Source organism: Mycobacterium timonense, assembly GCF_025821985.1.
In the GTDB taxonomy this organism is placed as follows: Bacteria; Actinomycetota; Actinomycetes; order Mycobacteriales; family Mycobacteriaceae; genus Mycobacterium; species Mycobacterium avium.
In genome coordinates, this window is the sequence record NZ_JACKSY010000104.1 from 410,039 (window position 1) to 427,585 (window position 17,547).

General features: G+C 69.9%; 13 protein-coding genes. 6 read left to right on the forward strand and 7 right to left on the reverse strand.

All coding sequences use genetic code 11. The features are described from left to right. The first annotated feature begins 97 nt into the window (after positions 1–97). Entirely contained in the window at positions 98–718 is a 621-nt protein-coding gene (locus H7I87_RS24525) for a hypothetical protein (protein ID WP_011726267.1), read from the forward strand. A 300-nt stretch (positions 719–1,018) separates the two neighbouring features. Here H7I87_RS24525 and H7I87_RS24530 read toward each other — a convergent pair whose 3' ends face one another. After that, positions 1,019–2,449: a sugar porter family MFS transporter gene (locus tag H7I87_RS24530; protein WP_023862140.1), complete on the reverse strand. Its 1,431-nt coding sequence runs from the start codon at positions 2,447–2,449 to the stop codon at positions 1,019–1,021. Positions 2,450–2,845: 396 nt separating this feature from the next. Between H7I87_RS24530 and H7I87_RS24535 the strand changes: the two genes are divergently transcribed. From H7I87_RS24535 to H7I87_RS24555, 5 genes are all read left to right on the forward strand, one after another. Next, a complete protein-coding gene (locus tag H7I87_RS24535) occupies positions 2,846–3,469 on the forward strand; it encodes a hypothetical protein (RefSeq protein ID WP_011726268.1) in 624 nt (207 codons plus the stop codon). Between the two features lie 63 nt (positions 3,470–3,532). Further along, on the forward strand, positions 3,533–5,221 hold the full coding sequence (locus H7I87_RS24540; RefSeq protein ID WP_031348231.1) for an Hsp70 family protein: 1,689 nt from the start codon (positions 3,533–3,535) through the stop codon (positions 5,219–5,221). Between the two features lie 226 nt (positions 5,222–5,447). Continuing rightward, on the forward strand, positions 5,448–8,375 hold the full coding sequence (locus tag H7I87_RS24545; RefSeq protein WP_011726270.1) for a heterodisulfide reductase-related iron-sulfur binding cluster: 2,928 nt from the start codon (positions 5,448–5,450) through the stop codon (positions 8,373–8,375). 32 nt (positions 8,376–8,407) lie between these two features. After that, entirely contained in the window at positions 8,408–9,700 is a 1,293-nt protein-coding gene (locus H7I87_RS24550; RefSeq protein WP_023862138.1) for a pyridoxal phosphate-dependent aminotransferase, read from the forward strand. Between the two features lie 32 nt (positions 9,701–9,732). Continuing rightward, a complete protein-coding gene (locus H7I87_RS24555) occupies positions 9,733–10,998 on the forward strand; it encodes a YibE/F family protein (RefSeq protein ID WP_011726272.1) in 1,266 nt (421 codons plus the stop codon). A 51-nt stretch (positions 10,999–11,049) separates the two neighbouring features. Here the strand turns inward: H7I87_RS24555 and rfbA are convergent, their stop codons facing one another. The 6 genes from rfbA to H7I87_RS24585 all read right to left on the reverse strand — a co-directional run bounded on the left by rfbA (position 11,050) and on the right by H7I87_RS24585 (position 17,416). Then, a complete protein-coding gene (gene rfbA, locus H7I87_RS24560; RefSeq protein ID WP_003879222.1) occupies positions 11,050–11,925 on the reverse strand; it encodes a glucose-1-phosphate thymidylyltransferase RfbA in 876 nt (291 codons plus the stop codon). A gap of 27 nt (positions 11,926–11,952) precedes the next feature. After that, entirely contained in the window at positions 11,953–12,327 is a 375-nt protein-coding gene (locus H7I87_RS24565; RefSeq protein ID WP_011726273.1) for a nuclear transport factor 2 family protein, read from the reverse strand. Between the two features lie 29 nt (positions 12,328–12,356). Further along, complete coding sequence (locus H7I87_RS24570) at positions 12,357–13,112, reverse strand: maleylpyruvate isomerase family mycothiol-dependent enzyme (protein ID WP_023884766.1); 756 nt, start codon at positions 13,110–13,112, stop codon at positions 12,357–12,359. A 95-nt stretch (positions 13,113–13,207) separates the two neighbouring features. Further along, complete coding sequence (locus H7I87_RS24575) at positions 13,208–14,533, reverse strand: UDP-glucose dehydrogenase family protein (protein WP_023862135.1); 1,326 nt, start codon at positions 14,531–14,533, stop codon at positions 13,208–13,210. A gap of 138 nt (positions 14,534–14,671) precedes the next feature. Further along, a complete protein-coding gene (locus H7I87_RS24580; protein ID WP_003873889.1) occupies positions 14,672–16,120 on the reverse strand; it encodes a DUF7159 family protein in 1,449 nt (482 codons plus the stop codon). Between the two features lie 177 nt (positions 16,121–16,297). Continuing rightward, positions 16,298–17,416 carry a DUF7159 family protein gene (locus H7I87_RS24585; protein WP_011726275.1) on the reverse strand — a complete coding sequence of 373 codons (1,119 nt, stop codon included), beginning with the start codon at positions 17,414–17,416 and terminating at the stop codon, positions 16,298–16,300. Between the last annotated feature and the right edge of the window lie 131 nt (positions 17,417–17,547).

A 17,547-nucleotide genomic window follows, 5' to 3' on the forward strand; every position in this document is an offset into this window, starting at 1 on the left:
GCCGGCTACCCCTCCTGCCGGTTGGCCCGCGGCCCTCAACGACTTCACATTCGTTTGGACCGCTGAGCCCGGCATTGACGTCACCGCGGGACCCGCTGTGCCGGTGCGCGCCTACACCGAGTCCTACCTGCTCGCCTCCATCATGGGTGACAACCGGTACTTGTATCCCGGCTTCCAGCAGTCTGTCGATCCCAACCAGTCCATCAACCACCCCATCGGCACCCAATCTCTGTGGCCCAAAACCAACGCCCCCCAACAACAATGGATCGGCACCGTCCAGGTGCACATCCTGTCTGTCACGACGGCCGGCCGCGACGTGACGGTGGTGGCCTGCGAATACACGTTTGGCTCAGCCCAACCAGCCCGCCACGGTTACGAACCCAATATCGGTAAGCCACCGCCATATTCGGGCATCGACCCCCTGCGGATCACGATGGAAACCCCCGCTAAGCCAGGACCACAATCCCCCCAGCGGGGACCGGCCCGCTCACCGTCCGTCGACGTCTTCAACGGCTGGCGGATCACCAGCCATCAAGGCGGCTACTTCGCCCAGTCTGGAGTCGGGGACGAATGGCCAAATGCCATCGAAGACAGAAACACCTGCCTCGCCAAAGCTTCCCAACACCCCGACCTCCAGCGTGGCGGCGAATATCCCCGCACCGACTTTCCCACGCTGCCGCCCTCTCCGGGATGGCCAGCCCCGAGCGCGGCATCGTGATGTCCTGCCTCGGTTTCGAGGTTCCATGCTGCGATCGCCCTGGGTGCTGAGCAGACCCGGCTTCGCTTTCAAGCCACCCAATTCAACGAGATTCCTCGCGAGGGGATCCGCACCTTGGCGGTTCAGTATCAGCAATCGTCCGCAGACCGTCCGCAGCAGAGTTAGCGGCAATTCATCGCAACCATCAGAGCCAACGTTCTCAACACACCTTGGTTCACCAAACGTCCAGATAGGTTCGTCAGCATCGAGAAGGTCAACACGTTCTGAGCCGCGGATCGGGTTGCCGCGCAACGGGATTCGTCAGCGGCCGAAGTCCGACGGCCGGAATTTCCCCTCGGACAGCTGGTATTCGATCTCCTCAAGGGTTTTGCCCGTGAGGTCGGGCATGCGGAAGAACACGAAGATCCAGGCCGCCACGTTGAACAACGCGTAGAGCCACATCGAGGGGCCGACCCCGATCGCCTTGATGAGCGACAGCATCGTCAAGGTGATCACCAGGTTGGTCCCCCACAGGGTGGCCGACTGCAGGGCGGTGGCCGCCGGTCGCACCGCCAGCGGATAGGTCTCCGAGCCGGTCAGCCAGCCCATCAACTGCAGGCCGCCGCCGTTGAACAACATGAAGGCGATCAGGCAGATCATGATGTAGGGGATCACGTCGCGACCGCTGTCGCTGGTGATGAACAGCAGGCCCAGCGCGAACAGGCTGATCGCCGCGCCCGGCACCATGATGAGGGTGAGCCGGCGCCGGCCGACCCGGTCGATGATGGCCAACCCGACCAGCTGGGCGATCAGGTACGCCGCGCCCAGACACACCGACACCTGCAGCGCCACGGACCGGTACACGCCGTCGTCGGTCAGGATGGTCGGCGAGTAGTAGATGATCATCTCGATGCCGCTGAGCTGGGTGAACACCGCGATACCGCAACCGAGGACCAGGGCCGGGCGGACCCAGGCGTCGCGCAGCCCGCGCCACCCGCGGGTGGCGGCCGTGCGTTCGACGCGGGCGAGTTCGGTGGCCTCATCCAGCTCGGCGGCCACGTCGTAGCCCTCGGGCCGGACGTGTTCCAGCACGGCGCGGGCGGCGTCTCGGTTGTCCTTTTTGACCAGCCAGCGCGGACTTTCCGGGAGGCGCAGCAGCAGCCACAGCATGATCGCCGCGGGCACGCAGGCGAGGCCGATCGGCCCCCGCCAGGAGATCGAGCCGCCGGCCCCGACCAGGGTGGCGGTGAGGATGCCCACCCCGATGGCGATCTGGAAGCACAGCACCAACCGTCCCCGGTAGGCCGGCGGCGCCAGCTCGGCGACATACATCGGCGCCGTCTGCGTCGCGCCCCCGACCGCGAACCCCAGCACCAGCCGGCCCAGCGACAGCATCACGGAATCTGCGGCGTCGGCGCACCACAACGCGCCGACGATGAACACCACCGCCAGCATCAACAGCGTGCCACGCCGGCCGCGCAGGTCGGAGAGCCAGCTGCACGTCAGCGCCCCGGCGACGGCGCCGAGCAGGATGCTGGCGGCGATCACCTGCTGCCAGCCCTCGGTGATGTTGAAGTCCTGCGTGAGCTGCAGCAGGGCCCAGGAGATGACGCCGGTGTCGTAGCCGTAGAGCATGCCCGAGATCGCGGCGACCAGCGCGATGATCACCACGGCACCCGTCAGTTGCCGACTCGGCGCGGTCGGAGCCTCGCGGACCCCTGACCACCGGTTTGCCGAGTCGTCGTCGCGCACTAGCAGAGCTGGTGGTCATCGCGGAGCGTAGGCGTTTGCCGGGTCGGCCCGGGCATCGTCATCGTCTCCTTGGGCGTGTGCTCGGATGGTTGCTCGGCGTTGCTTTCCGACGGTCTCGACAGCCCGATGTCATCACCGGTGGCGCTACCGGGAGGCGGTTGTGTAGTGGTCGCGGGCGCGGTCAAGGTGCTCGCATGACCAGCGGTTCCGGTCGGCTCGCTGCGCATTGACGCGGAACGCGTGCCCGTCGCAGACTTGGTGAAGTCATCAGGCGACGAAGCCAGTCATATTGTACCAGAACGAGATTCGACGCACGAACCGCCGGACTGGTGTGTCGGGCGCCACAGTCGCAGGCGTGAGCCGACCCGATAGACGGGTCAGGATCGACGGTGTGCGGTGCGCGTCCCGACGCCCCGGTTACCGATCGGCATCAGCGGATTGGCAGGTGCGGTCAGTACCATCGGTGCCGTGGCATCCAACGGCCCACGCGACGAGTTCCACAACCAGCCCACGCAGCATGCCGACTTCGGCATGAGCCAGCAGCCGCCCACCGGCGAGCTGCCGCCGCCCGGCTTCCCGCCGGACCGGCCCGAGGGGTTCGAGCAACCCGGCAACGTCGACCCGTTCGACCAGGAGGCCGAGCCCACCCCCTGGTATCGCCGGCCCGCGATGCTGATCGCCTGGGTGGTCTCCGTCGTCGTCCTGATCGGCCTGATCGTCTTCGGCGTCATCGAGCTCATCGGCGGCCAACAGGGCGTCAGCCATGTGCCCAAATCGACCACCAGCACGACCACCACGGCCACCACGACCACCACGACCACGACGACGACAACCACCACGCCGAGCTCGACCTCGCCCGGCAGCAGCGCCGAACAGCCGCCGGCGCAGCAGCCCAGCCAGCAGCCCGGCGGGGGCCAGACCCAGCAGCCGTCGCATCACCACCGGCTGCCGCAGCTGCCGCCGGTGATCACCATTCCGCAGGTGCCGACCGTCATCACGGTGCCGCCGGGTCTGCGTTAGGCCGCGGGGCGGCGCCCTACACTCGCTGCAATCCAACCGACGACTGACACAGGGGTGCGGGACATGAGCGAGCCGCTCGGACTGTCGATCGGAGTGGCCAACCTGGTGGCGGCCCGCGCCGGCAGCGTCCCGGTGATCCGCAGCTCGGTGCTGACGCTGTTCGAGCAGCGGCCCACCGAAGTCGGCCTGCCCGACGAGAACCCGAACCTGACCGAACCCGGGCTGGTGTTGCGGGGGTTCGTCGAGCGGGTCGGCGACCGGGCCCCGCTGGTGGCGGCCGACGGCACCAAGTACCTGGGCGCGGCGCTGACGGTCGAGGCGGTCGAGGCGATGGCCCGCGCGGTCGGCTACGGGGCGCCGATCACCATCGCGGTGCCCGCCTACTGGTCCGACGACCAGTTCGCCGCGCTGCGTGAGGAGTTCTTCGCCCAGTCCGACCTCGCGCGGGAGGGGGTGGCGCCGATGCTGGTTTCCGACGCCACGGCCGCGCTCGCGATGCTGCGCGGCACGCCGGGATTCCCGTCCGACGGCGTGATTGCGCTGTGTGACTTCGGCGCCGGCGGCACCACCGTCACCCTGATGGACGGCCGGGCCGGCTTCGCGCCGGTCGGCCCGTCGCTGCGGTACACCGACTTCTCCGGCGACGCGATCGACCAGCTCGTCCTCGACCACCTGCTGGCCTCCGACGTCAGCACCGCCATGCGGGGCGGGTCCGGGCGGATCGGGTCGCAGAGCCGGCTGCTCGGCGCCTGCCGTCGGGCCAAGGAGCAGCTGTCGACGGCCGTGGCGGTCACGGTGGCCGGGGCGCCCGGACAGGGCGCCCAGCTGACCCGCGCCGAGTTTGAGCAACTGATCTCGACACCGCTGGACCGGTTCCTGGATTGGTGCCAGGAAGCGTTGCGGCGCAACGGGATTGGTAACTCCACTCTGCGTGGGGTGGCGATCGTCGGCGGCGGGGCGAGCATCCCGCTGCTCACCGCGCGGTTGTCGGGACGGTTCGGGGTGCCGGTGCACAGCACCGCGCAGCCGGGATTGAGCGCCGCGCTGGGCGCGGCGACGCTGGGTGCGCAATACGCGTCGGGGGCCGCTCCGACGGCCGCGGCCGCCGCCGCGGTGGAGACACCCACCGAGATGGTCGGCGCCGGCGGGCTCGACATGACCCAGGCCGCCTGGGCCGCCCAGGCCACCGACGTGGACGACGCACTGGCGTGGTCGCAGGACGCCGACACCTCCGACGAGCCGGTGCCCTACACCGGCCGCGACGCCACCGGCGAATACGCCAGTGAGGCAAGACGATTCGACGATGTCGCGGCGGGCGGGCTGCCCTGGTACAAGCGCACCGCGCTGGTGTTGAGCGTGGCCGGGGCCGGCGCGGCGGTGCTGATCGCCCTGGTGTTGGCAATCAACCTGCTGCTCACCAAGTCCACCCAGGACCGGCCCACGTCGCCGCCCAGCACGCCCGCCCCGCCGCAAACCGTGACCATCACCGGGCCGAACGACAGCACCACCGTCACCGTCGTGCCGGCCCCGCCACCGCCGTCCAGCGAGGCGCCGCCACCCCCGGCCACCACCACGACAGCGCCGCCGGAGCCGTCGACCACCACGACAACCACGACGCCCCCGCCGAGCAGCACGACCACGACCAGCGCCGCGCCCACCACGACGGCGCAGCCGAGCACCACCAGCGCGGCGCCGACGACCACCCGGGTGCGCCCGATTCCACCGATCTTTCAACCACCTTTCGGCCGTTAACACCGCCCGGTAAAGGTCATTCGGCGAAAAGCCGGTGGCGTCGATCACTCCGACAAACGTCACATGGCCGCGGGCGGGTACCAACGCAGCAGGCCAGGGGCGCCGACCACGGCCAAGTTAGGGCAGCCTTTCTCGCGCCGAAAGCCACGAAGATGTAACTATGAGCGGGGCTTAAGCAGGCAAATAAAGCACAGGCCGAATTTTCTATGCATTGGGGAGACCTTCTGTGACAACGCAGATGCTCATCAGACTGGTCGTGGGCATGGGCATGACGCTGATCGTGGCCGCGCTCGCCGCACGCCGGGTGCTGTGGCTGTTCAAGCTGATCACGTCCGGCAAGCCGGCCCCGGGGCACACCGACGACCCCGGCAAGCGGGTCTGGGCGGAGGTCTCCGAGGTCTTCGGGCAGCGCCGCCTGCTCAAGTGGTCGATCCCCGGCCTGGCCCACTTCTTCACCATGTGGGGCTTTTTCATCCTGTTGACGGTCTACATCGAGGCCTACGGCCTGCTGTTCCAGGACAACTTCCACATCCCGATCATCGGGCGCTGGGACGCGCTGGGCTTTTTGCAGGACTTCTTCGCCACCGCCGTGTTCCTGGGCATCGCCACCTTCGCCGTCATCCGGTCGATGCGCAGCCCGCGTGAGATCGGCCGCTCGTCACGGTTCTACGGCTCGCACACCGGCGGCGCCTGGCTGGTGCTGTTCATGATCTTCAACGTCATCTGGACCTATGTCCTGGTGCGCGGTTCGGCGGTGAACAACGGCACGCTGCCCTACGGCAAGGGCGCGTTCTTGTCCCAGCTGTTCGGCGCCATCCTGCGGCCGCTGGGCCAGCCCGCCAACGAGTACATCGAGACCGCGGCCCTGCTGGCGCACATCGCGGTGATGCTGGCGTTCCTGATCATCGTGCTGCACTCCAAGCACATGCACATCTTCACGGCGCCGATCAACGTCATCTTCAAGCGGCTGCCCAACGGGCTGGGCCCGCTGCTGCCGATCGAATACGACGGCAAGCCCATCGACTTCGAAAACCCGCCGGACGACGCTGTTTTCGGCCGCGGCAAGGTCGAGGACTTCAGCTGGAAGGCGATGCTGGACTTCGCCACGTGTACCGAGTGCGGCCGCTGCCAATCGCAGTGCCCGGCCTGGAACACCGGCAAGCCGCTCTCGCCCAAGCTGGTCATCATGGACCTGCGGGACCACTGGATGGCCAAGGCGCCCTACATCCTGGGCGACAAGCAGTCCCCGCTGGAGAGCACGCCCGAGGGCGGGGTCGGCGAGGAGCTGTCCGGTGAGAAGCACGCCGAGGCGCACCACGTGCCCGAGTCGGGCTTCGGCCGGGTGATGGGCTCGGGCCCGGAGCAGGCCACCCGCCCGCTGGTCGGCACCGAGGAGCAGGGCGGTGTCATCGACCCCGACGTGCTGTGGTCGTGCGTGACCTGCGGCGCCTGCGTCGAGCAGTGCCCGGTGGACATCGAGCACGTCGACCACATCGTCGACATGCGCCGCTACCAGGTGATGATGGAGTCGGAGTTCCCCTCGGAACTGTCGGTGCTGTTCAAGAACCTGGAGACCAAGGCCAACCCGTGGGGCCAGAACGCCAGCGACCGCACCAACTGGATCGACGAGGTCGACTTCGACGTGCCGGTCTACGGCGAGGACGTCGACAGCTTCGACGGCTACGAATACCTGTTCTGGGTGGGCTGCGCCGGCGCCTACGACGACAAGGCCAAGAAGACCACCAAGGCCGTCGCCGAGCTGCTGGCCGTCGCCGGGGTGAAGTACCTGGTGCTCGGCGCCGGCGAAACCTGCAACGGCGACTCGGCCCGCCGCTCGGGCAACGAGTTCCTGTTCCAGCAGTTGGCCGCCCAGGCCGTCGAAACCCTGGACGGGGTGTTCGAGGGTGTGGAGACGGTCGACCGCAAGATCGTGGTGACCTGCCCGCACTGCTTCAACACGCTGGGCCGCGAATACCGCCAGCTGGGCGCCAACTACACGGTGTTGCACCACACCCAGCTGCTGAACCGGCTGATCCGGGACAACAAGCTGGTGCCGGTGACCCCGGTGTCCCAGGACATCACCTACCACGACCCCTGCTACCTGGGCCGGCACAACAAGGTCTACGAGGCGCCGCGTGAGCTGATCGGCGCCGCGGGCGCGAACCTGACCGAGATGCCGCGGCACGCCGAGCGCAGCTTCTGCTGCGGCGCCGGCGGCGCCCGGATGTGGATGGAAGAGCACATCGGCAAGCGGATCAACCACGAGCGCGTCGACGAGGCCCTGGCCACCGGCGCCGCGACCGTGGCGACCGCGTGCCCGTTCTGCCGGGTGATGGTCACCGACGGCGTCAACGACCGGCAGGAGGAGGCCGGCCGCTCCGGCGTCGAGGTGCTCGACGTCGCCCAGATCCTGCTGGGCTCGCTCGAGTACGACAAGGCGACGCTGCCCGAAAAGGGCACGGCCGCCAAGGAAGCCGAGAAGCGGGCGGCCCAGGCGCCCAAGGCCACGGCCACCGTCGAGGCGCCGGCCAAGGAGACGACGAAGGAGCCCGCCGAGGCGGCACCCAAGGCGGAGGCCGCACCGGCCGCGCCGGCCGCGCCGGTCAAGGGGTTGGGCATCGCCGGCGGCGCGAAGCGGCCCGGCGCCAAGAAGTCCGCGCCGGCCGCCGAGGCCAAGACCGAGGCTCCGGCGGAGGCCAAGACGGAGGCCCCGGCGGCGCCCGCCAAGGGGCTGGGCATCGCCGCGGGCGCCAAGCGGCCCGGCGCCAAGAAGTCCGCCCCGGCCGCCCAGGCACCCAAGACCGAAGCGCCCAAGACCGAAGCGCCCAAGACCGAAGCCAAGACCGAGGCAGCCGGTGAGGCCAAGACGGAGGCTCCGGCGGCGCCGGCCGCACCGGTGAAGGGGCTGGGCATCGCCGCGGGCGCCAAGCGGCCCGGTGCGAAGAAGGCGGCACCCAAGGCCGAGGCACCCAAGGCCGAGGCTGAAGCCGCCAAGGCCGAGGCACCCAAGCCTGAAGCTCCCAAGGCTGAAGCCGAGTCCAAGCCCGAGCCGGCAAAGCCGAGCAACGGCGAGGGCGGGTCGTCGAAACCGTCGCAGCCACCGGTCAAGGGACTGGGCATCGCCCGCGGGGCGCGTCCACCGGGCAAGCGCTGAGCTGGCAATTTCAGGCTTGACAGCAAATTTCAGTGGACAGTGATGGCACCATTGGTGGTGTGACAACCCACCAGCTGCCTGTGCACTCGTCCGCGCACCATCGCCAGCAGCGTACTTTCGCCCAGTCGTCCAAGCTCCAGGACGTCCTGTACGAGATCCGCGGCCCGGTACATCAGCACGCGGCGCGGCTGGAGGCCGAGGGACACCGCATCCTCAAGCTCAACATCGGCAACCCGGCGCCGTTCGGCTTCGAGGCGCCCGACGTCATCATGCGCGACATGATCCAGGCCCTGCCGTACGCCCAGGGCTACTCCGACTCGCAGGGCATCCTGCCCGCACGCCGGGCGGTGGTCACCCGCTACGAGTTGGTCGACGGGTTCCCCCGCTTCGACGTCGACGATGTCTACCTGGGCAACGGCGTGTCCGAACTGATCACGATGACGCTGCAGGCACTGCTCGACAACGGCGACGAGGTGCTGATCCCGTCGCCGGACTACCCGCTGTGGACGGCGTCGACCTCGCTGGCCGGCGGCACCCCCGTGCACTACCTGTGCGACGAGACGCAGGGCTGGCAGCCCGACATCGCCGATCTGGAATCCAAGATCACCGAGCGCACCAAGGCGCTGGTGGTGATCAACCCGAACAACCCGACCGGCGCGGTGTACAGCGGCGAAATCCTGAGCCAGATGGTCGATCTGGCGCGCAAGCACGAGCTGCTGCTGCTGGCCGACGAGATCTACGACAAGATCCTCTACGACGCCGCCAAGCACATCAACGTGGCGTCGCTGGCGCCGGACATGCTGTGCCTGACCTTCAACGGCCTGTCGAAGGCGTACCGGGTGGCCGGCTACCGCGCCGGCTGGCTGGCGATCACCGGACCCAAGGACCACGCCGGCAGCTTCATCGAGGGCATCAACCTGCTGGCCAACATGCGGCTGTGCCCGAACGTCCCGGCGCAGCATGCGATCCAGGTGGCCCTGGGCGGCCACCAGAGCATCGAGGACCTGGTGCTGCCGGGCGGGCGGCTGCTCGAGCAGCGCGACGTGGCGTGGAGCAAGCTCAACGAGATCCCCGGGGTGTCCTGCGTCAAACCCGCCGGCGCCCTGTACGCGTTTCCCCGGCTGGACCCCGAGGTCTACGACATCACCGACGACGAGCAGCTGGTGCTCGACCTGCTGCTGCAGGAGAAGATCCTGGTCACCCAGGGCACCGGCTTCAACTGGCCGGCGCCGGATCACCTGCGCATCGTGACGCTGCCGTGGGCGCGGGACCTGGCCGCCGCGATCGAGCGGCTGGGCAACTTCCTGGTCGGCTATCGACAGTAAGCACCCAGCCGGGCGCCTCTACGGTGGAGCGCGTGACGCACTCCCACTCCCACGGCCTGCCGTCGGGCCCGGCTCCCATCGATCGGTTGCCCGCCCGCATCGTCGTCGGGCTGCTGATCGCGATCGGCGTGGCGGTCGCCGTCGGCGCGATCGTGCTGTGGCCCAGCCGGCAGCACGTCGACATCCCGATGCCGCTGCAGAACGCGGCCGGCGGCGCGGTGAGCACGCAGGCCGGGCACGTGCTGTCCAGCGGGTTGGGCGACTGCGGCAGCCCGTCGGTCAGTCAGGTGCTCACCGGCCCGCCGCAGCCGGCGCTGCCGGGTGCCGGGCGCTGCGTGCTGACCCAGGTGGCGATCGATTCCGGGCCCAACGCCGGCGCCGCCACGCTGCTGGAGTCCTCCCCGGGGCCCGGCCAACCGAAATTCGCGGTGGGCGACCGCATCCGGATCGTCAGGCAGGTCGACGACCAGGGCGCTACCAGCTACGCCTTCTACGACTTCGAACGGGGTTGGGCGCTGGTCGGTTTGGCGGTCGCGTTCGCGGTGGTGATCGTCGCGGTGGCGCGCTGGCGCGGACTGCTGGCGCTGGTGGGCATCCTGGTCGCCTTCGTGGTGCTGGTGACGTTCCTGCTGCCGGCGCTGCGCGACGGCGCGCCCGCGGTCCCGGTGGCGCTGGTGGCGGCGGCGGCGATCCTCTACGCGGTCATCTACCTGGCTCACGGCGTCAGCCTGCGCACCAGCGCCGCGCTGCTGGGCACCCTGTCGTCGTTGCTGCTGGCCGCCGGATTATCTTGGGCGGCAATACAATTGGCGCATCTCACCGGGCTCTCGGATGAACAGAACAGCACGGTCAGCGCGTACCTCGGTAGCGTGTCCATCGGCGGGCTGCTGCTGGCCGGTTTCATCATCGGCTCGCTGGGTGTGCTCAACGACGTGACGGTGACCCAGTCGTCGACGGTGTTCGAGCTGGCCCGCCTGGGCGGCTCGCGGCGGGCGATCTTCACCGGCGCCCTGCGGGTGGGCCGCGATCACATCGCCAGCACCGTCTACACGCTGGTGCTGGCCTATGCCGGCAGTTCGCTGCCGCTGCTGCTGCTGTTCAGCGTCGCCAACCGCTCGCTGACCGACGTGCTGACCGGCGAGAGCGTGGCCATCGAGATCGCCCGCTCGGCGGTCGGCGGCATGGCGCTGGCCCTGTCGGTGCCGTTGACCACGGCGATCGCCGCGGTGCTGGCCAGACCCAGCGGCGGTCGCAAGCGCGGCGAAGCCGGGCGCGGCGGGCCGCCGCCATCGGTCTAGCGGCGGTCGCAAGCGCGGCGAAGCCGGGCGCGGCGGGCCGCCGCCATCGGTCTAGTGAAAACGGCTGCGCTCCAACAGGTCCAGCAGATAGCCGCCGTAGCCCGACTTGAGCAGGCTCTGGGCGCGCTCGGACAGCTGCTCATCGGTGATCCAGCCCTGCTGCCACGCCACCTCTTCGGGCACACTGACTTTGAGTCCCTGGCGGCGCTCCAGCGTGCGCACGAAGTCGCTGGCGTCCAGCAGCGAATCGAAAGTGCCGGTGTCCAGCCAGGCCGTGCCGCGGGCCATCACCTCGACCGAGAGCCGGCCGCGGCTGAGATAGATCTGGTTGACCTCGGTGATCTCGTACTCGCCGCGCTCGGATTTCTTCAGACCCTTGGCGATTTCGATCACGTCGTTGTCGTAGAAATACAAACCCGGCACCGCGTAATTGGATTTCGGCGTCTTGGGTTTCTCCTCCAGCGACAGCGCCATGCCGTCGTCGCTGAACTCCACCACCCCGTACGCCGACGGGTTGGCCACCCAGTACGCGAAAACCGCTCCGCCGGTTATGGTTTGGAAGCGCCTCAGGCTGGTGCCCAGCCCGGGGCCGTAGAAGATGTTGTCTCCCAAAACCAATGCCACCGAGTCGTTGCCGATGTGGTCGGCGCCCAGGACGAACGCCTGGGCCAGGCCGTCGGGCCGCTCCTGCGTCACGTAGGTGATGTTGATGCCGAATTGCGAGCCGTCGCCCAGCAGCCGGACGAATCCGGCCGCGTCGTGCGGGGTGGTGATCACCAGGATGTCGCGGATGCCGGCCATCATCAGGGTGGACAGCGGGTAGTAGACCATCGGCTTGTCGTAGACCGGCAGCAACTGCTTGCTGATGCCGGTGGTGATCGGATGCAGGCGGGTGCCCGACCCGCCGGCCAAGATGATTCCGCGCATGGGTGGCTCCTACTGCCTTGATCGGCCCTAGTCGACGGCGTCGTCCTCGGTCAGTTCGGTGGCCGCCAGCGCCGAGGCCAGGCTGTCGTGCCGGAACACCGACGTGACCCGGTCGTGCACGACGCGGAACGCCGAGGCGGCCGTGGTGACGGCGCCCGGGTCGTCGGGGCTGGTGACCTTCTGTTCGACGACCACGACACCATCGTGCACGTACATCCGGCCGAGTTCCGCGGTTCCCCGACGGGCGCCGGCCCAGTTGCGCAGCGCCTCATGGCCTTGTGCAGCCCCGTGCGCGTCGCCGATCTCGATGTCGTCGCTGGACAGGGCGATCAGGGTGTCCAGGTCCGACGCGTTGAGCGCGTCGTGCCAGGCCAGAACGGTGGCGATCTCCGATGTGGTCATGGTGTGCAAGTTACCGTGTGGTCGCGCGGCTAGAGAGGCGTACGGTCCAACCAGCGCTGCCACACGGCGTCGTCGCCGAACAGTTCGGCGCCGGTGTCGGCCAGTGGGCGGCGGCGCAGGATCGCCAGCAGCAGATCGGTTGCGCCACCGCGCAGCGCGACGCTGCCCTTGCCGTGCTCGTGCGACCAGGCGATGCGGCCCTGCTCGACCGCGACGGTCCACTCGCCGGCATCGCCGAGGCCGGGATCGGTGGCGTGCAGATGCAGGGTGTCGGCGTTGTCGAGCGGCAGCGGCGCGCCCTGGCCGCCCGCCTGAACCGCGACCCGCTCCAGCCATTCGGTGATCGCATCGGCCGCCAGCTCGGGCCGCAGCGTGAACTCGCGGCCCAGGGCGATGGCCGCGTCGGCGCGATGTACGGCCGTCTCGTGCAGCCGGCGCCGGATCCACCAATTGGCCGGGCGCGGCCCGAGGAACGTCCAGACCGGCGTTTGGACGCCGGTCAGCTCGACGGCGTCGACCAGCCGCTGCGCCCCGCCGTGCAGCCAGGAGATCGCGTCGGCGGGATCGGGCGGCGGCTTGCCGCCCTCGACCATCCGCGGGTCGAGGTAGCTGTCGAGCCTGTCGCGCACAATCTGCGCCGCCCAGCGGTCGCCCCGGCCGACGTGGCGGAACAGTTGCCGCAGGGTCCAGTCCGGGCAGGTGGGCACCGGCATCGACTCGTCGGCATCCCGGAAAAGCTCCGCGAACGCGCGGTTTTCGTCGAGGAACGCTCCGGCATAGTCCACGCCGGTCAGGCTACGCTCCCGTTCGTCGCCGAGCGTCACGCCAGCGTGGCGCTCGCGGGCCGGCGTCGCGCTGGCGTGACGCTCGGCCGGCGCGCTCAGGGTCGCGGCGCGCCCAGGCGGTAGACCCGCCAGCCGGCCCGCTGCCAACGGGTGACGTCCAGGCAGTTGCGGCCGTCGACGACGACGCGGGCCCGCACCCGGTCGGCCAGGTCGTCGGGGTCCATCTCGACGAACTGGCGCCACTCGGTGAGCACCAGCACCGCGTCCGCGCGCTCGCAGGCCTCCTCGACCGAGACGGCGTAGTTCAGCGTGGGGAACAGCCGCTGCGCGTTGTCCAGGGCCTTCGGGTCGTACACGTTGACCGCGGCGCCGTTGAGCTGCAGCTGGCCGGCGACATTGAGCGCCGGCGAGTCGCGCACGTCGTCGGATTCGGGCTTGAACGCCGCGCCGAGCACCGCGACGTTGGCTCCCAGCAGCGAGCCGCCGCAGGCCGCGCTGGCCAGTTCCACCATCCGGGTGCGGCGGCGCATGTTGATGCTGTCCACCTCGCGCAGGAACGTCAGCGCCTGATCGGCGCCCAGCTCGCCGGCGCGCGCCATGAACGCCCGGATGTCCTTGGGCAGGCAGCCCCCGCCGAAACCCAAACCGGCGTTGAGGAATTGGCGCCCGATCCGCGGGTCGTAGCCCAGCGCATCGGCCAGCAGGCTGACGTCGGCGCCGGCGGCCTCGCACACCTCGGAGATCGCGTTGATGAACGAAATCTTGGTCGCCAGAAAGGCATTGGCGGATACCTTGACCAACTCCGCGGTCTGCAGATCCGTCACCAGGAACGGCACCCCGGCGTCCAACAGCGGCCCGTACAGCTCTCGGACGGCGGCCTCGGCGCGCGGTGAATCCTGTTTGATGCCCAGCACAATCCGGTCCGGCCGCAGGGTGTCCTGCACGGCGTAGCCCTCGCGCAGAAACTCAGGGTTCCAAGCGATTTCGACGTTGACGCCGCGCGGCGCCAGCGCCGCCGCCCGCTGGTTCAGCTCGGCCGCGGTGCCCACCGGGACGGTCGATTTGCCGACCAGCACCGCCGACGTCGTCAACCGGGGCACCAATTCGTCGATGACCGCGTACACGTGGCGCAGATCGGCGCCGTATTCGCCCTTCTTCTGCGGGGTGCCCACACCCAGGAAGTGCACGTCGGCGAAGCCGGCCGCCATGTCGTAGTCGGTGGTGAAGCGCAGCCGGCCCGCGGCGAGGTTCTCGTTCAACAGCTTTCGCAGGCCGGGCTCGTAGAAGGGGATGTCACCCCCGGCGAGCTTGGCCACCTTGCCCGGGTCGATGTCGACCCCGAGCACGTCGTGTCCCAGCTCCGCCATTCCCACCGCGTGGGTGGCGCCCAGGTAACCCGTGCCGAACACGGTGCATCGCATACAACCGGTGTAGGTGGCCCCGATGAGCTGATTGCATCGCTGGGCTAAGCGTCAGGCAAACGGCGGATGACAGCTGGCCGATGGCGCCGACACTGCCCGGTACTAGCGGTGGGCCCGGTACTAGCGGTGGGCCCGGTACTAGTGGTGGCCGAAGCCGCCGTGCCCGCCGCCGAAGCCGGGGAAGCCGCCACCGCCGTGGCCGCCGCCGCCCGGGAAGCCGGGGAAGCCACCGCCGCCGTGCCCGCCGCCGTCACCGCCGCCGTGGCCGGGCGGTCCGCCGAATCCGGGACCACCCAGGCCGGGGATCGGCAACGGGATCGGCACCGGGATGGGGGCGACCGCCGGCGGCGGGGGTGGCGGGGCCGCCGGAGCCGGCGCGGGTGCCTCCGGGACGGGCACGGGCGCCACCTGAACCGGGGCCGGGGCCGGGGCCGCCGGGGCCGGTGCCGGGGCCTCCGGCGCGGGTGCAGGGGCCTGAGGCGCGGCAGCGGGTGCGGGCGCGGGCGCCTCGGGGGCGGGCGCCGGGGCCGGAGCCGCCGGCGCGGGTCGGGTGGGTGCGACGACGACGTTCTGGTTCGGGCTGGGCCGCACGTTGGCCGTCGGCCGGATGGCGATCGCCAGCGAGACCACCAGGGCCACCACACCGATGACGAAGATCGCCGCCACCGCGCTGCCCACCAGCTTGAACGAGCTGCGGTCCGCGTAGTCGGCGTCGACCAGCTCGGTGGCCGCGGCCTGGGTGCCGGTGAAGAACTCGTCCGGGTCGTCGGGGACCGCGCTGTAGGCCAGGCCGTCGGCGCCGGCGTCGGCGGGGGTCTCGAAGTAGCCGGGCGCCACCGCGAGCGGATTGATGGCACCGGTGCCCGGGTCCTGCGCGTAGGCCAGCGCCGCGGTGGACGACGCGAACAGCGGAGCGTGCGCCGAGGCCAGGGCCGCGCCGCGGGCCAGCGCGGTGTCCGGCTCCTCGGGCGCGGTCAGCGGAAGCGTGGTCGCCGCCTCCAGGGCCGGCTTGATCAGCGGGATGTCGATGCCCGAGCCGACGACGAACACGGCGTCGGGGCGGGTCTCCAGGTTCTCGGCGTTGGAGACCATCGAGGCCAGCTCGGCCACCGCCGCCTCGTCGTCTTCGGGGAGGGGCTGGCGCCGCACGTCGGCGATGGAGCCGTCCGCGCTGTCGACGACCGCCAGCGTCGCGGTGTCGGGCTCGATGTACAGAAGCGCGGTGTGCGCGTAGTTGGTCCGGTGGCCGACCGCTTGGGCCAGCGCGGCCGCGGCCAGGAAGGCCGAGACCAGCATCACATTTTCGACCTTGTGGGCGGCCAGCTTGTCGCGCAGCGCGGCGGCCTCGACCGGGTCGGTGAACGTCACGCCGGTCGAGGCGAGCTGGTAGCCGCCCTCGGCCGCCCCCTGCCGAGTTCCCAGTATCGCCGAAAGCACCTGGTCGGAGGCGGTGACAGTTGCTGCATCCTCGCTTGTGGCGACGTCGAAGTTGTCTTCGTCGACGGTGGCGCCATCGCCGTTCTCGCCTTCGACCAGCACCATTCGGACTGCCGTCGGCGCCATCGACACGCCCAGTACGGTGTCCAAAGCTCCTCCAATAGTCGGTTGCTAGTCCTTCGCGGTGAGGGCGTGCTCGTCGCACGACATGATGGCGCAAGACATCGCTGAGTCCCCACCCGATATTCCCCTAATGCCCCGATTTTACGCGCCATCGATGGCCGGGGGGTGGGCCGGAGGGGGCCGGCACCAGTCCGCGGGGCCGGTCTAGGGGACCGGGACTCCCGGGCCCAGGTGGCGATGCAGCCAGTCGTCCCAGTGCTCGTGGTCGCCGGAGTGCGGCGAGGGGGCCGGAGACACCGGAGCCTGGGGCGGGGGCGCCGCCGGTACGGGCGCTGCCGGTGGCGGCGGTGGGGCGGCGCTGGGCGGCGGCGGGTTGTCGGGGGCGACGACCTGGGTGCCCACCTCGGGGCGCTTGTCGGCGTGCGGCCGGATGAACGCCAGCGCCCACGCCAGGGCGACGATGCCGCCGACGAAGATCACCGCCACCGCGGCGATCGTGGCCACCGACTTGGGACTGCGCCCTTCGCGGGTGGGCTCGGACGCCGGATCGTCGTGCGTGTCGGCGCTGTAGGCGAGTTCGGCCGCCGGCGGCGCGGTCGCGGTCGACGAGAGGTGCGTCGACGCCATCTCGACCGTCCGCGGCGCGCCCAACCGCGCGTTGGCCGCGGCCAGCGAGGCACCCCGAGCCAGGGCCATCTCCGGTTCCTCGGGCGTCGTCACCGATAACGACGTCGCGGCCTCGAGGGTGGGCTTGATCGCCGGGATGTCCACATCCGACCCGACCAAAAAGAGCCCATCGGGTCGCGATCGCATCGATTCGGCACCCGACACCATCGCGGTGAGCTTTGCCAGCGCGGCGTCGTCATGGCCCGGCAGCGGGTGGCGGTGCACGTCGGTGACCGTTCCGTTGCGGGTGTCGACGACGGCCAGGGTCGCGCTGGTCGGCTCGACGAGCAGGAGTGCGGTGCGGGCCCAGTTGGTGGCGCTGCCCATGGCCTGGGCCAGGGCCGCGGCGGCCATGACCGCCGAAACCAGCATCACGTTCTCGATCTTGCGGGCCGCCAACGCGTCGCGGAGTGCGGCCGCCTTAACCGGGTCGGTCCAGCTCACCCCGCTCGATTTGAGCCGGTAACCGCCCTGGGTCGCGCTGTCCCGGGTTTCCAGGATCGCCGCGACGACGTGGTGGGCGGCGGCCGCGGGGGTTGCGTCGGCGGTGACGTCGAAGCCGTCCTGATCGACGGTCAGCCCGCCGGCCGATTCTCCTTCGACGAGCACCATGCGGACTGTCTCAGGCGCCATCGACACGCCGAGTACGACGTCCACCGCTCCTCCAAATCGTCCGAAAGTCGGTTGCTGTGCCGGGTGGCTGCGTAGCCGCGTCGGGGCTCGCGATTTGAGGGTCAGCCGGGACTTGCTGAGAGTTCTGGCCGCGGCCATACCCTAGTCCGCCACCC

Bases quoted from the DNA above. Each gene is read 5' to 3' on its own strand.
- H7I87_RS24575 (WP_023862135.1), bottom strand. From the start codon at position 14,533: ATGCGATGCACCGTGTTCGGCACGGGTTACCTGGGCGCCACCCACGCG.
- H7I87_RS24565 (WP_011726273.1), bottom strand. From the start codon at position 12,327: ATGACCACATCGGAGATCGCCACCGTTCTGGCCTGGCACGACGCGCTC.
- rfbA (WP_003879222.1), bottom strand. From the start codon at position 11,925: ATGCGCGGAATCATCTTGGCCGGCGGGTCGGGCACCCGCCTGCATCCG.
- H7I87_RS24540 (WP_031348231.1), top strand. From the start codon at position 3,533: ATGAGCGAGCCGCTCGGACTGTCGATCGGAGTGGCCAACCTGGTGGCG.